The sequence below is a fragment of the Deltaproteobacteria bacterium genome (assembly GCA_020848905.1).
Lineage (GTDB): Bacteria > Myxococcota_A > Polyangia.
Map to the genome: position 1 here is coordinate 23,760 of JADLHG010000009.1, position 12,716 is coordinate 36,475.

Genomic DNA, 12,716 nt, shown 5'->3' on the forward strand with positions numbered 1-12,716 from the left:
CCCGGCAGGCGGCGTCGCCGTCACCAGCGGAAGACGAAATCGCACACCGCGCCCCCCGTGGCGCGCGTCTGGGACCGTTCGAGCCGCACCACCGTCCGCTCGGGTTGAAAATAGACCACGTCCACTTCGCAGAAGAGGGGTGCCAGCTCGGGTTCGCCGACAGCCGCGAGCAGCTCCACGAAGCGACAGCGCGTCACGGTGAAGGCGACACTCCGATCGGTCGCGGCCGTGACCTCGCCCTCGGCGTTCGGAAAGCGCTCTCCGAGTTCGCCCATGAGCCGCGCCCTCTCGTCGACCGGCAGGCGATCGGCCGCGTGCAGGGCGGGGCCCGCCAGCAAGCGTTCGACGAAGACGAGGCCCCCGGCGAGCAGCACCTCGCGCGTGAGGGCCAGTGCACGCTCTCGCCCCACCCGCCGCCGAGTCGCGCGATAGAGCAGGACGGCGCCCCCGGCCTGTCGCCGCGTCCCGAGCTCGCGGGGGTCCGTCGCCGGCCCGAGGTGCGAGAAGGGCTCGCCACGCACGAGCGCCAGGAGCGCTTCGCCCAGCACCGCTCCCGCCTGGAGCGTGCCGAGTTCGCGACGCAGAGCCACGAGCGCGCGCCGAGCGCCCGCCCGTTCGGCAGCCTGGACCGCGGCGCGGAGGTCAGGGCCCGGCACGAAATGACCTGCTCACCGCGACGGGCCCTCAACGTCCGCCGCGGACGCGACGGAGGTGCACCCAAAGGAGCGCGACGAGGAGCAGCACGAATACCGAGCCCTGCGGAGCCGACGGGACCTGGTTGCAGCCGCCGGCCATGCGACCCTCGGTCGAGGCTCGCTGCGCCGGCGGCAGCTCGGCGTACGGGTCGCCGTCGAGGCTCGAAGGTGGCGGTGGAACGTCCGAGCTCGGACCTGCCGTCCCGCTCGGCGGAGGACTCGACGGCGGAGTCTTCGGCCGCGTCTTCGACGCACACACGTCGTCCTCGTCCCGCTGGCCGTCGCAGTCGTTGTCCAGGCCGTCGCAGACCTCGGGCTTGGGCTGACAGGTCGGCGTCGTCCCGCCGCCACCGCCACCGCCACCGCCACCGCCACCGCCACCGCCGCCACCACCACCGCCGCCGCCACCGCCACCGCCCGTCGCGCACTGCGTGGGCGGATCGCCGCCGGCCTGGCTGACCCAGAGCGTCTCCGAGACGACGTTGTTGCAAGCGCCAGCGAAGGGATCCACAGCGGGCGCTGCCGCGGTCGGCCGCACCTCGAAGTGGACGTGGTCGCCGGTCGTGGAGCCCGTCACCCCCACCTTGCCAAGCAAGTCTCCACAGGCCACGGTCTGGCCGTTGCGCGCCGAGACGGAGCTCATGTGGGCGTAGATCGAGACCACGCCCCCCGCGTGCGTCACGCGCACGTGATTGCCGAAACCACTGCCGCAGCTCGCATCGTAGTCGGTGCAGCCCGTGACCACCGACGAGACCTGGCCCGCCGCGCTGGCGTAGATGGGTGTCCCCGTGTCCACGTCGAAGTCCGTCCCGCGATGCGCCGAGCGGCAGCCGCTGCCGCAGTCGCACGAGTAGCGGAGGTTGCCCGTGTTTCCCCCGCCGGCGTCGTGCGAGAACCAGGAACTGATCGACCCACCGCTCACCGGCCGCCGGAAACGCGGATAGGCCGTCGCGGCCCGCAGCCCGAGGTCGAGCACCGGAGGCGTGTAGATGGGAAGGTGGCCGAGCTGCGCCGCGTCGACCTGCACGAGCTGCGGCCGGAGCCCGTCGTCGAGCAGGAGGAGCCCCTGCGAGGCCTCCGCATCCACGAGCGCGCCGCGCAGGACCTCGCGCCGCGAGGGGTCGGCGAGCGCCACGGCGTGCACCCGCGCGTCGCGCTCGGGTCCCTCGTCGGAGAGGACGAGCACGTCGCCGCGCAGCCAGGTGGGCGGGGCATGAACCCGTGCGAGGTCGGCGGGCAACGTCACGCGCAGGGCTCGTCCGTCCGCGACCGAGACGCGGTACAGCGCCCCGTCCGCGAGCGCCAGGAGCTCCTGCCCCGACGGGGACCAGACCGGCTCGCGAAGCAGCGTCGGCTCGTCGCGCCGAGCGAGAGGCAGCACCCGCGCGTTCTGTGAAACGAGGTCGAGGAGCACGAGGACCAGCGCTCCCGCTTCGCCGCGCGTCCAGAGCGCGGCGCGCGTGCCGGACGCGCCTAGCGCGAGGCTACGCGCTCCGGCGTAGACCACGCGTTCCCGCCCCCGGGCGTCGATGAGTCGCACGCGTTCGTCGGTGCCGAGCGCCACCACGCGCCCGTCCGCGAGCAGGTCCGCGGTGAGCACCCCGTCGAGGAGCTTGCGTGCGCGGCCGTCGGAGAGCAGCCAGAGCGAGCTCCCCCCGTGGTGGCCGTCGATCGCCGAGAAGAGCACGCGCTCGCCGCGCTGACGGAATACCTCGGCCGGCGCGGGCACGCCCGGTAGCGACGCGACCGGAACCCCGTGGCCGCCGCGCGCCAGCAGCGCCCGGCCCGCGAGGAGCACCACCGAGGGCGGAGCGCCCTGCCCTTGCCCGGCGGCTCCCGTTGGACGCGTTGCGGCAAGACCGGAAAGAAGAGCCAAGAGGAGTCCGCGACGACGGCAACGCACGAGCGGTGAAGGATGCAGGGGTCGGGCCAGGGACCACGGGAGTTGCCCGCACGCCGGATCCAGTAGTTAGCCGCAGTCGGCCGGAACCCGGGACCCGTGTGGGGACGCTCGACCCGGGACGGGTAGGTATTGCCGCCCCGAGGCCGCCTATTGCGCGAACACGGCCGGCTCGCCGCCTATTACCGCAGCAACCTCTGGTGCTCGACCATCAAACAAAGGTCCTGCACCGCCACCAGCCCGGCCGCGCGCGCACGCCGCATTGCGGCATCGTCGGCGACCCCGAGCTGCAGCCAGACCGCCCGGGCCCCCGCAGCGATGGCCTGGTCCACGACGGCCCCCGCCTCCTCGGAACGGCGGAAGACGTTCACCAGCTCGAGCGGACCGGGGACCTCGGCGAGGGCGGCATAGCAGCGCAAGCCCTGCCACTCGGCGAGCGTCGGGTTCACGGGCAGGATCTCGTAGCCCCGCCGGCGGAGGTAGTCGGGGACGTAGCAGCCGGCGCGCTCCTCGCGCGCAGAGATCCCCACCACCGCGATGCGACGCGTCTGCCGCAGGAGCTCCCGCAGCGTCTCGTCGTCGGGATTGCGAGCTGCGCCCTGGTCCATCATCACAGTTTGGGGTGGGCCTTCAGCCATTGCCACGTGCGCTCGCCGAACTGGCTCGTCAGGAGCGGCGTGTGAAGTCCGCCCACGATCGTCCAGAGCTCCACGTCGAGGCCCTTCGAGCAGGCGTGCCGCGCCACCATCGTCTCGCTGCCCGCGAGCGAAGAGTCGAGATCCAGGGTCTCGCCCGTCGGCGTCAGGTCCGGCCCACACCCGTTCAGCGCGGCCCAGCGCGCTACCGTGGTCTTGGCGCCGGGATAGGGCCCCTTGCCCTTGCCGACCACCCCGCTGCCGCCTTCGAAGCGCACGACGTCATCCTTGTCGCCGTGAGCTTGCACGACGCTCACCTTGTCCGTGGGCTGACAATCGGCGCTCTTGTCGGCCAGCGCGCCCGCGAGAGAGACGATCGCCGCAAAGGTCCCCGCGCGATCGCACGCCAGTCGGTGGGCCATGTAGCCGCCATTCGAGTGCCCGATGGCGTAGACCCGCTTCGCGTCCACGGTGTAGTGCCGGCTCACCTCGGCCACGAGCCCGGTGAGATAGGCCACGTCGTCCACGTTCTGGCCGTCGAAGTTGCAGCAAGCGTCGGTGGCGTTCCAGAAGAGCTTCTTCGACGAGTCCTCGGTGCCGTCGGGGGCCAGCACGAGGACGCGCTCGCGCTTCGGCAGGTCCCGGTATCCGAAGAAGGTGGCTTGAATGAACCCGGTCGCGCCGTAGCCGTGCAAGACGAGCACGAGCGGCGTCGGCACCTTCGGGTCGTAGTTCGCGGGGACCTCGAGCCTCACTGGGCGCGCCCCGCCAAAGGTCACCGGACGGCTCGCCGCGTCGGCCGGGCGAGCGTCTACCGCCCCCGCCTCGCGCAGGACCGACGCCTCGCCCGCCACACCGGCGTCGCCGCCGCCGCTGCTCGAGGTACATCCGCCCAGGAGAACGATCACCGCCGTCACGCGCGCCGGGAACGACCTGCTCGTGTGTCTCATCGTGTCGCGGATGCTAGAGTGGGCGTCCGGGGGACACAAGCCAAAGGAACGCGACGGACGCCCGCAGCGGAGCAGGAACTCCCGGTGGGAGGATCACGCCTGCGGGAGCGCAGCGGCGGCCCCGTCGGAACCGAGTTCTCGCCGGGCCAGCTCGAGCTGCCAGCGCGCCTCGTCGGGGTACCCGAGCTCGAGGAGGAGCTGCGCCAGCTCGGGGCGCAGCGGACCGCACGGCTGATCGGGCAGGGCCGCCGCCACGGCCGCGCGCAGGAACCGATCCGCCTCGCTGCGATCCCCGCCGCGCGCGAGAATCAACCGCGCCGCCCGCAGGGGCGCCTGCACGGTCCCCGCTTGCATGCTCGCGGCCTGCCGGAAGTAGTGTTCGGCGCGCGCCGCCTCTCCCGCCGCGAGCAAGGCCTCCGCGGCCGGGAGGAGGTAGGCCGGCCTCACCTTCGGGGGCGCGTCCTCGGCCGCCTCGCGCAGCGCCGTCGCGGCTGCTTCTTTCTGCCCGAGCCGCTGGTGAATGAGCCCGAGCTTGGCGAGCAGCTCGTGCTTGGGCGCCAGCAGTCGGAGGAGGCGCTGCGCCTGATAGAAGGGCAGCAGCGTGCCCGCGTCCCCCGACTGCAGTCGCGCCGTCAGGGCCTGGTTGAAGGCGCGCATCCGGCTCGCCGCCAGCGCGCGCAAGGCGCCCTCGATCGCCACGAGAGGCAAGACGAAGAGCACGATGGCGGGCAGTCGGGGCAGCGCCGCCTGTTGGGCCGCGTAGTAGGCCAGCCCCACGTAGAGCAGCAGGGCGAGCCGCTTGGGCCAGAAGTAGAAGCGCGGGCCGTCCACCCTCAGTCCTTCGCCCCGAGCACCTGATAGCTCTGGACCTCGAGGATCTCGCCCACCATGGCGATCCCCATCTGCTCGGCGGCGAGGCGCCCCTTCACCTCGGCCCGCACGCCGTCGCGCAGCAGGTCCTTGCCCCCGCCCTTGAGCTGGTAGACCACCCCCTGCTCGGAGATCAGCGTCCAGGCGCCGCCGCCGAGGTCGTTTCGTCGCACGGTACCGCGGAACGTGCTCATCGCTCCTCCTTGGCGACCGTCGAGCCGCCCTCTGTAATGGTACCGCGGAACCCGTGGAAGACGACCCGGCCCGCCTCCGCTCTGGGCCGTTCTTTCGTTCGACAACCGCGCGCCCTCCCCGGTTCCCGGCGAAGTGCGCGGGCCATCCTGGACCCCCGGAGGGTCCGTGATATGGTGCGCCCGTGTGCGCCAGTCCACGGACATCTTTGTGTTTCGTAGCCATCCTCGCCACGACGCTTCTCGGCGCGGCGTGCCGCTGTAGCCGCGCTCCGGGGACCCAGGCTGCCGCGGCGCTCAAAGATCCCGCGCGAGCCCGCGCAGCGCTCGAGGAGCTCGAGTGGCGTCGCCAGGACCCCGACGGCCTCGCCACCGCGCTCTTCGAGCACGCCGACCCGACCGTGCGTGCGCGCGCAGTCCTCGCGGCCGGTCGTGCCGGCCTGCTCGCCTCTCTGCCCGGGCTGCTGAAGCGCCTCGCCGAGGACTCCGCTCCGACGGTGCGCGCCGACTCGGCCTTCGCGCTGCGGCTGCTCGTGCTCGACCCTCCGACCGCGGCCGCCGACCCCGCCCTCGCCCATTCGGTGAACCGGGCCCTCCTCGCGCGCCTGCTCGCCGAGAAGGACCCGCGCGCGCGCGACGCAGTGATCCTGTCCCTCGGCTGGGTGGGCGACGCCGAGGCCGCGGTTCGCCTCGGGCGCGAGCTCGCCACGAGCGAGGCGGCCCTCGTGGCGTGGGGGATCCTCGGCCAGCGCAAGGTCCTCGATCTGCGCCTCGCCGGACCGCTGCTCGCGGTGCTCGAGCGCGGCACGGCAACACAGCGCCAGCTCGCCGCCTGGGCGCTCTCGCGCATCTCGGGCCCGGCGGGCACGGCCGTCGTGGCAGCGCTCATGCGCGCGGGCGAGAGCCCCGACCCCGTGCTGCGCCAGTGGGCCACCCGCTCCGTCGGCCAGAAGGGGGGCCCGGGGACCATCCCGTGGCTCGTCAAGCGCCTCGGCGACCCCGATCCGCTCGTGCAGGGAGAAGCGGCCCGCGCCCTCGGCCAGACCGGTCCGCGCGGCGCAAACCGCCTCGTGGAGGGCGTCCGCGCCATCTGGGAGGTGGTCTCGAGCGGCCACTTTCGCCTCACCGGGCCGCGCCTCGGGACGCTCCTCTCCGCGCTCGAAGCGCTGCGCCCCCACGCCGAGCGCCACGAGGTGCAGCAGCTTACGAAGGAGCTGCTCGAAAGCGCCGACGCGTCGCAGTCCTCGGTGAAGTACACCCCGATCGAAGCGCACGCGGTGGACCTGACCCACTGCGCGGCGGCGTATCTCTGGGACCTCGCGGCCGGGCGCCCCGAGGAGACCCCAACCTGCGGCACGGCGCGCGCGGCGTCCCTCTCCGCCACGTACCGGCGCATGCTCGTGGCGCGGCTCATCGGCGCGCTCAAGCGCGACGCCCCCTACAAGGTCACCTTGCTCCGGCGCTACCTGCACGACGCCGACCCCGCCGTGCGCACCGCCGCGGTCGAGGCCCTGGCGAGCGCCGAGCTGCCTGCCTCGCGCGTGGCCTACGAAGAGGCCCTGCGCGACGCGGACGCCGCCGTCGTGGCCCAGGCCGCGACCTCGCTGCGCCGCGACCCGGGACGCGCCACGCGCGAAGCGCCGCTCCTCGAGCAGCTCGTGGCGCGGCTCGATCGCCTGGAGGCGGTTCGCGAGCCCGAAGCGGCCTGCGCCATCGTCGAGACGCTCGCCGCGCTCAAGGTCCGGAGCGCCACCTCCACGCTGCAGCGGCTGCGCCAGAGCCCGTCGTGGGCCGTGCGCTCCTGCAGCGCCCAGGCGCTGGTCGCCCTCACGGGGCAGCCCGCTCCCGCCGCGACGCCCCTCTCCGGCGGGCTTCCCCCGCTCCGCTGGGCCGAGGGCCGGCCTCTCCCTCGCCGCGCCGTGCTGGTCCTCGCCAAGGGCGAGCTCCACCTCGAGCTCTACCCGGACCGCGCCCCCGCCACCGTGGCCAACTTCGCGCGCCTCGCGCAGCGCGGCTTCTATCGACGCACCCCCTTTCACCGCATCGTGCCCGGCTTCGTGGCCCAAGGCGGCGACCCGCGCGGCGACGGCTGGGGCGGCCCCGGCCACACCACCCCCTGCGAGCTCTCCCCCGCACCGTTCGACCGAGGCTCTCTCGGCATGGCCCTCGCCGGACGCGACACCGCGGGGAGTCAGTTCTTCATCACGCTCGGCCGACACCCGCACCTCGACGGCCGCTACACGCTCTTCGGACGCGTGGTGCGCGGCCTCGACCTCGCCGAGCGCATCCAGCCCGGCGAACCGATCCAGGACCTCTACATCCCCGCCGACGGCGCCGCGCCCGCCCCGCGTGACGGCGCGCATTGACCGGGCCCCGGCGGGGAGCGCAAGCTCGGTGGGCGTGATGCACCGCAGCCACCGCTTCACCGTCTCGATGCTCTGCGCGGCGCTGCTGTCCAACCCCGCGCACGCCGCCAGCGAGCTGCGCCCGCAGTGGCGTCTGCGCGAGCGCGTGGCGTGGCCCCCGGCGATCGTCGGAGGAGCGCTGGTGCTCAAGCGGGGCGACGAGCTCGCCGGCTACGGCCTGACCGACGGCCGCCGCCTCTGGACCCGCCGCTACGGCCGCCTGCGCGAGGGCGAACGCACCCTGGCCGGGGGACGGCGCTTCGCCTACGCGCTGACGCTTCGCGGCCTGCTGGTCCTCGATCCGAGCACCGGCCGGATCGTGACGCAGAGGCCCACCCCCGGCGCGACGGGGCTGCTCGCCACCGACGACAGCGTCTTCGTGACCACCCGCACCGAGCTCCTGCGCCTCGACGAGACCGGGCAGCGCGTCCTCGGGCGGGCCGCGGCGACCGGCGCGCTGCGAGCCGCCCGCGCAGATCACGCGGTGCTCTACCGCGTGGAGAGCAGGCCCTCCACCCCCGGCAGTCCCAAGCGCCTGCTCGTGGTCGACCTGCGTTCGGGCCGCGAGGTCTTCTCCTTCAAGCTCCTCCCCTCGGGCGAGCACCAGGTCGTGGAGCTCCGCGACGCGCGCCTGGCCTTTCTCGACTACTCCCGCGCCACCGCGAGCGGCGTCAACCCGCGCAAGGTCTTCTACACCGAGGCCGACTACCTGCGCGGCGCCAAGACCATGGACCGCCCGCTCTCGGAGAGATACAGCTCCTCCTCGGCGGATCGCTTCTTCGCCGTGCGCGCCCCGAGCGGCGTGCTCTACGTGGCGAACGTCGGCTCTCCACGAGAGCCCTCGCAGCTCTTCGCCTACCTCCCGGAGCGCAAGCAGACGCGGTGGGCGCGCAGCGGAGAGCTGGTCTCCACCGGACTCCTCCTGCACGCAGGGGGCCTCGTGGCCGCCGTGAACGGCCGCGAGGGGGGCAGTCAGCTCGTACTCTACAGCCCCACCGACGGAAACACCGTGCACCAGCAACCGCTCGACGGGCTGGCCGAAGGAGCTCCCGTCGCCGCCGGGGCCCTCGTGCTCGCGCACACACGCGGCAGCGTGGCCTGCTTCTCTCTCGGCGAGACCCCCTCCGCGGCCTCCACGCCGCCGCCTCCGACGAATCCCCCGCCCCCCGCCGCCCCCTCGGCCAGCGCTCCCCCCGCCCCGCACACCGGGATCCCGGCCGAGACCACGCCCCCCGCCGGCACGGGCCCCGCTGGCTTCCGCCTCTATCGCGATCGACTGGCCGGCTACGAGGTCCGCCTCCCCGAGGCCTGGCGCCTCGACCGCACCCGCATCCGCCGCTTCGGAGGGGTGCGCCTGGCCGTCCCCTTCGTGCGCAGCGGCCTCGACACCGCCGGGGTGCCCCGCTATCAGGCGAGCCTGCAGGTCCTCGTGCGCGAGGCCGCGGGCCAGGACGCCGAGGGTCTCTGGCGCTCGGTCTACCAGCAGCGCGCCCAGCAGGACCCGCAGGTGAAGGTCCTGCTCGTGCAACGCCCCCGCCTCCCCTCCGGGCAGCGGGCGGTCCTGGCCACCTATCTCACCCGCAGCGCCTCGGGCTACCCCGAGCAGGTCCGCAGCCTCTGCGTCGTGAGCCACGGCGTGGCCTTCGAGCTGCGCGCTCGCCTCGCCCCGGGCTTTCTCGGCCGCCTCTGGCCCGAGGTGATGCAGATCTTCCGCACCTTCCACCCGCGGGAAGACCTCCGCGTGGCGAGTCCCTGACGCACCGCGCCCCCGGCCCGCGCCCCCGGCCCGCTCCCGCGCCCCTCACCCCTCGCTGGCTTTGCTGGATCGATTCGCGCGATGGCTTGTCAGAAAGCCCGCCGCTCGAACGTCTGGCCTCCGTCAATCCCACGGGAGGAGGCTCCATGTCCCATCATCGCTGCGACTGCCGGCAACCGTTCCTGGCCTATTCCGAGGCCTTCGACGCCTACTTCTGCCCAGCGTGCCGGAGCTGGGCCGAACCGCTCTGCGCCGCGCCGGAGTGCTGCTACTGCCCGACCCGGCCTCCGACGGCTCACGGGCTCCTGATCGACGATATGGTGCCGAAGCGGCTCTTTTCGGGGCCGCAAAGGAGGCTCAGCGGCCACCCGGCCGGGGTGCGGCCGTCGGCGTGAACCGAGGAACTGTCGTCGAGTGGAGCTGCGCCCAGCTCTACCTGGCCGGCCGATCCACGAGGTCGGCGACGGCGCGGTAGATGTCGAGCAGCTGGGCTCGCATGGGAACGAGTCTGCCGGCCAGGAGCTGATCCAGGCCGTTCACGTCCGCCACGCTCCGGCTGCGAACCGGGGCCACGCTCGCGGCAACCGCCGCCGCACGCGCGGCCTTGCCCTTCCCACGCGGCGCCTGCTCTTCGCCCTCGTCGATGCCGAAGAAGAGCACCGCGAGCGAGGTCTTCAACCCGAGGTGCGCGATGCGGCGGAGCGTGAGCAGCGATGGGTTTCGCACCCCACGCTCCACCTCAGAGATGTACTTCGATGTCAGCCTGCAGCGTTCGCCGAGTTCCTGCTGAGTAAACCCCCGTTCCTTTCGCAGACCCTTCAGCCTCAGGCCGAGGCGGCGTAGCATTCCGTGTTCTTGACTCATGCGCGCATTGTCCGTCGACCTGGCCATGATCAAAGACCATCCTTGTAGGTAGCAAGAGTTAGCACGAGGCTGCGGGAGTGGCCACCGAGGGGAGATCTCCTCGGTGAACGCGGCACCCCGCGGCCCCGCGTCGGCTGGGAAACCCCCCGTGCCCCAGAGTCAGCTTTGCTCGCTGCGATCGCGCAACACGCGCCGCCGCGCATCCAGCACGACGAAGGCGTGCGCCCCGAACGTGGCGGCCACCGAGTTGAGCGCGCCGTGGAGCAGATAGTCGATCCCGAGGGGATGTCCCTCCGCCTCCCGGATGAGCGCCGCGATATCGCCGTCGCTCGGCTGATGCCCCGTTTCGGACTCGGACTGCGGGAGCAGCTCGGACATGGCAAACCTCCCTGGGAAGTCTTTGAAGTAGCTTTGCCGCGCCAATCTTGTCAAGTAACCTGCCGCTCGGTCGCGGCCCCGGGGCCGCCCCGACGAAACGCCCCACAGGAGGTTCCGCATGGCGCTCCCCACGTCCGTGACCTACTGCGAATGCTGGGCCCGCGACGGGCTCCAGTCGATCCCCGTCGTCGTCCCCACCGATCAGAAGGTGGAGATGATCGACCGCATCATCGATTCCGGCGTGCGCAAGCTCGAGGTGACGAGCTTCTCGCACCCGAAGCTCCTGCCCCAGTTCGCCGATTGCGTGGAGGTGCTGCGACGCATCCAGCGCCGCCCCGAGGTCAGCTACGTGGTGCTGATGCCCAACGAGAAGGGCTTCGACCGCTTCGAAGGCTGCGTGAAGGAGGGCTACGGCGCCGACGAGCTCATCCTCATGATCTCCTCGAGCGAGGCCCACAACCGCGTCAACTTCCGCATGACGCACGAGGAGGCCAAGCGCGCCCACGCGGCGATCATGAAGCGCTCGCACGGCCTCGGCGTGAAGGTCATCGGCTGCGCCGGCACCGTCTACGGCTGTCCGATCCTCGGGGACGTGCCCATGCGCGACGTGGAGGACATCGTGCGCTTCTACCTCGACGAGGGGGCGCAGACGATCATGCTCGGCGACACGATCGGCGCCGCCAACCCGAAGCAGGTGCGCGAGCGCATCGGCGCGCTGCTGGCGCGCTTCCCGCAGGCGGAGTTCATCGCGCACTTTCACGACACCCGCGGCACGGGGATCGTCAACACCGTGGCGGCGCTCGAGCTCGGGCTGCGCTACGTGGACGGCTCGATCGGCGCCATCGGCGGCCAGCCCGCCACGGGGAAGGCGAAGTACCAGTTCGGCTTCACCGGCAACGTGTGCAGCGAAGACCTGCTCTGTCTGCTCGAGGAGATGGGGGTCGAGACGGGCGTGAACCTCGGCCAGCTGATCGAGAACGGCAAGCGCGCCGAGGAGATCCTGGGCCAGCCGCTCCGCGCGAACGTCATCCACACCGGCCCGGTGATCCACGAGCCGCGCCCCTACGACCCCGAGTCGGGGCCGCAAGGGGGCGCGTAGTCAGAGCGCCGATCGCTACATCGGTTGCGCGGGAGTCTTCGCCGGGCTTCCCCCCGCCGCCGTGACGACCTTGCCCCGCCGCTCCACGTTCACGAGCCACGCCGCCGCGTTCTTGATGTAGCGCCCCGTCCCCGCCGTGTTCCACTGCCGGTATAGGCGCGTGAAGCCTCCGTCGAGAATCGCGCGCTTGCCCCCCTGGTCGTAGAAGGACGCCACGAGGTTCCCCGCCGAGCCGAAGAGCAGCGGCGTGAGCGTCTGGTTGGCCTGGATCGTCGCGATGGTGATCCCCTCGTAGAGGAAGGCCAGCCCCGTGGTGAGCAGGTGATTCGGCAGAAGCCCCACGCGATGCCCTCCCCCCGCGGCCTGGATGCGCACCACGCGGTCGCCGGGGAGGTTCCCCTGCATCGTCACGCCGAGGAGCGCCTTGGCTACGTAGTTCGCGTCGGCGTAGTACGGCTCGTTGTCGCCCCAGATGTAGACCCCCTTGCCGCTGGCGAAGAACTCCTTGATCACCGCCAAGTGGTCCGGACCGAGGAGCTGCCGCTCGCCGGAGATGATCCAGAGCTGGCAGGCGCGCCTGAGCGCCTGGCGCAACGCCGTCGCCGTCGGCGGCCCGTTGAGCCAGCGATAGACCGAGAAGCCCTTCTGCTTGAGCGCCGCCCGCGGCAGCTCGAAGTCGAACCCTTCGCCGGTGTAGAAGTGCAGCACGGCGATGGTCTGCCCCTTGAACGCCCCGTCCACGGCCAGGTCGTAGCGATTCCCCGCGGCGTTGCCGTACCGGTCGGGGGCCGCCTTGACCAGGACCTTGCGCCGGGCGACGACCCGCCCCTCTTCGTCGCGGACGACCTGCTCCTGCGCCTCCATGGGCGCGCTGCGCCCCGCCGCCGGGTTGTACTGGGCGCGCACCCGCCCCGCTCCTCCGAGGAGCGCGAGCATCGCCACCGCCGCTCCCATCGTGTGTCGCCAACGCATC

General features: G+C 72.4%; 13 protein-coding genes. 4 read left to right on the forward strand and 9 right to left on the reverse strand.

Annotated elements, in window-relative coordinates:
• Nucleotides 1–20 precede the first annotated feature (20 nt).
• From IT371_05325 to IT371_05350, 6 genes are all read right to left on the reverse strand, one after another.
• Nucleotides 21–656, reverse strand: a complete 636-nt coding sequence (locus IT371_05325; GenBank protein ID MCC6747059.1) for an L-2-amino-thiazoline-4-carboxylic acid hydrolase — start codon at nucleotides 654–656, stop codon at nucleotides 21–23.
• 28 nt (nucleotides 657–684) lie between these two features.
• Nucleotides 685–2,496, reverse strand: a complete 1,812-nt coding sequence (locus IT371_05330; GenBank protein ID MCC6747060.1) for a peptidoglycan DD-metalloendopeptidase family protein — start codon at nucleotides 2,494–2,496, stop codon at nucleotides 685–687.
• Between the two features lie 281 nt (nucleotides 2,497–2,777).
• Nucleotides 2,778–3,203: a CoA-binding protein gene (locus IT371_05335; GenBank protein ID MCC6747061.1), complete on the reverse strand. Its 426-nt coding sequence runs from the start codon at nucleotides 3,201–3,203 to the stop codon at nucleotides 2,778–2,780.
• A gap of 2 nt (nucleotides 3,204–3,205) precedes the next feature.
• Nucleotides 3,206–4,180, reverse strand: a complete 975-nt coding sequence (locus IT371_05340) for a prolyl oligopeptidase family serine peptidase (GenBank protein MCC6747062.1) — start codon at nucleotides 4,178–4,180, stop codon at nucleotides 3,206–3,208.
• Between the two features lie 93 nt (nucleotides 4,181–4,273).
• Entirely contained in the window at nucleotides 4,274–5,011 is a 738-nt protein-coding gene (locus IT371_05345; protein ID MCC6747063.1) for a hypothetical protein, read from the reverse strand.
• A gap of 2 nt (nucleotides 5,012–5,013) precedes the next feature.
• A complete protein-coding gene (locus IT371_05350) occupies nucleotides 5,014–5,244 on the reverse strand; it encodes a hypothetical protein (GenBank protein ID MCC6747064.1) in 231 nt (76 codons plus the stop codon).
• 206 nt (nucleotides 5,245–5,450) lie between these two features.
• On the opposite strand from IT371_05350, the gene IT371_05355 reads away from it, so the two are divergent.
• From IT371_05355 to IT371_05365, 3 genes are all read left to right on the forward strand, one after another.
• The gene (locus IT371_05355) at nucleotides 5,451–7,607 is read left to right on the forward strand and encodes a peptidylprolyl isomerase (GenBank protein ID MCC6747065.1); all 2,157 of its coding nucleotides are present in this window, start codon (nucleotides 5,451–5,453) and stop codon (nucleotides 7,605–7,607) included.
• A 37-nt stretch (nucleotides 7,608–7,644) separates the two neighbouring features.
• Complete coding sequence (locus IT371_05360; GenBank protein ID MCC6747066.1) at nucleotides 7,645–9,402, forward strand: PQQ-binding-like beta-propeller repeat protein; 1,758 nt, start codon at nucleotides 7,645–7,647, stop codon at nucleotides 9,400–9,402.
• A 146-nt stretch (nucleotides 9,403–9,548) separates the two neighbouring features.
• Entirely contained in the window at nucleotides 9,549–9,797 is a 249-nt protein-coding gene (locus IT371_05365) for a hypothetical protein (protein MCC6747067.1), read from the forward strand.
• A gap of 37 nt (nucleotides 9,798–9,834) precedes the next feature.
• Here the strand turns inward: IT371_05365 and IT371_05370 are convergent, their stop codons facing one another.
• Entirely contained in the window at nucleotides 9,835–10,293 is a 459-nt protein-coding gene (locus tag IT371_05370; GenBank protein ID MCC6747068.1) for a helix-turn-helix transcriptional regulator, read from the reverse strand.
• A gap of 132 nt (nucleotides 10,294–10,425) precedes the next feature.
• The gene (locus IT371_05375) at nucleotides 10,426–10,644 is read right to left on the reverse strand and encodes a hypothetical protein (GenBank protein ID MCC6747069.1); all 219 of its coding nucleotides are present in this window, start codon (nucleotides 10,642–10,644) and stop codon (nucleotides 10,426–10,428) included.
• Nucleotides 10,645–10,762: 118 nt separating this feature from the next.
• Here IT371_05375 and IT371_05380 point away from each other — a divergent pair, with 118 nt between their 5' ends.
• Nucleotides 10,763–11,743 (forward strand): hydroxymethylglutaryl-CoA lyase, encoded by a 981-nt coding sequence (locus IT371_05380; protein ID MCC6747070.1) that lies wholly within the window; start codon nucleotides 10,763–10,765, stop codon nucleotides 11,741–11,743.
• Nucleotides 11,744–11,758: 15 nt separating this feature from the next.
• Here IT371_05380 and IT371_05385 read toward each other — a convergent pair whose 3' ends face one another.
• Entirely contained in the window at nucleotides 11,759–12,715 is a 957-nt protein-coding gene (locus tag IT371_05385) for a hypothetical protein (GenBank protein MCC6747071.1), read from the reverse strand.
• Nucleotide 12,716: the final 1 nt, after the last annotated feature.

Bases quoted from the DNA above. Each gene is read 5' to 3' on its own strand.
- IT371_05335 (MCC6747061.1), bottom strand. From the start codon at position 3,203: ATGGACCAGGGCGCAGCTCGCAATCCCGACGACGAGACGCTGCGGGAG.
- IT371_05340 (MCC6747062.1), bottom strand. From the start codon at position 4,180: ATGAGACACACGAGCAGGTCGTTCCCGGCGCGCGTGACGGCGGTGATC.
- IT371_05350 (MCC6747064.1), bottom strand. From the start codon at position 5,244: ATGAGCACGTTCCGCGGTACCGTGCGACGAAACGACCTCGGCGGCGGC.
- IT371_05360 (MCC6747066.1), top strand. From the start codon at position 7,645: ATGCACCGCAGCCACCGCTTCACCGTCTCGATGCTCTGCGCGGCGCTG.
- IT371_05365 (MCC6747067.1), top strand. From the start codon at position 9,549: ATGTCCCATCATCGCTGCGACTGCCGGCAACCGTTCCTGGCCTATTCC.
- IT371_05370 (MCC6747068.1), bottom strand. From the start codon at position 10,293: ATGGCCAGGTCGACGGACAATGCGCGCATGAGTCAAGAACACGGAATG.
- IT371_05375 (MCC6747069.1), bottom strand. From the start codon at position 10,644: ATGTCCGAGCTGCTCCCGCAGTCCGAGTCCGAAACGGGGCATCAGCCG.
- IT371_05380 (MCC6747070.1), top strand. From the start codon at position 10,763: ATGGCGCTCCCCACGTCCGTGACCTACTGCGAATGCTGGGCCCGCGAC.
- IT371_05385 (MCC6747071.1), bottom strand. From the start codon at position 12,715: ATGCGTTGGCGACACACGATGGGAGCGGCGGTGGCGATGCTCGCGCTC.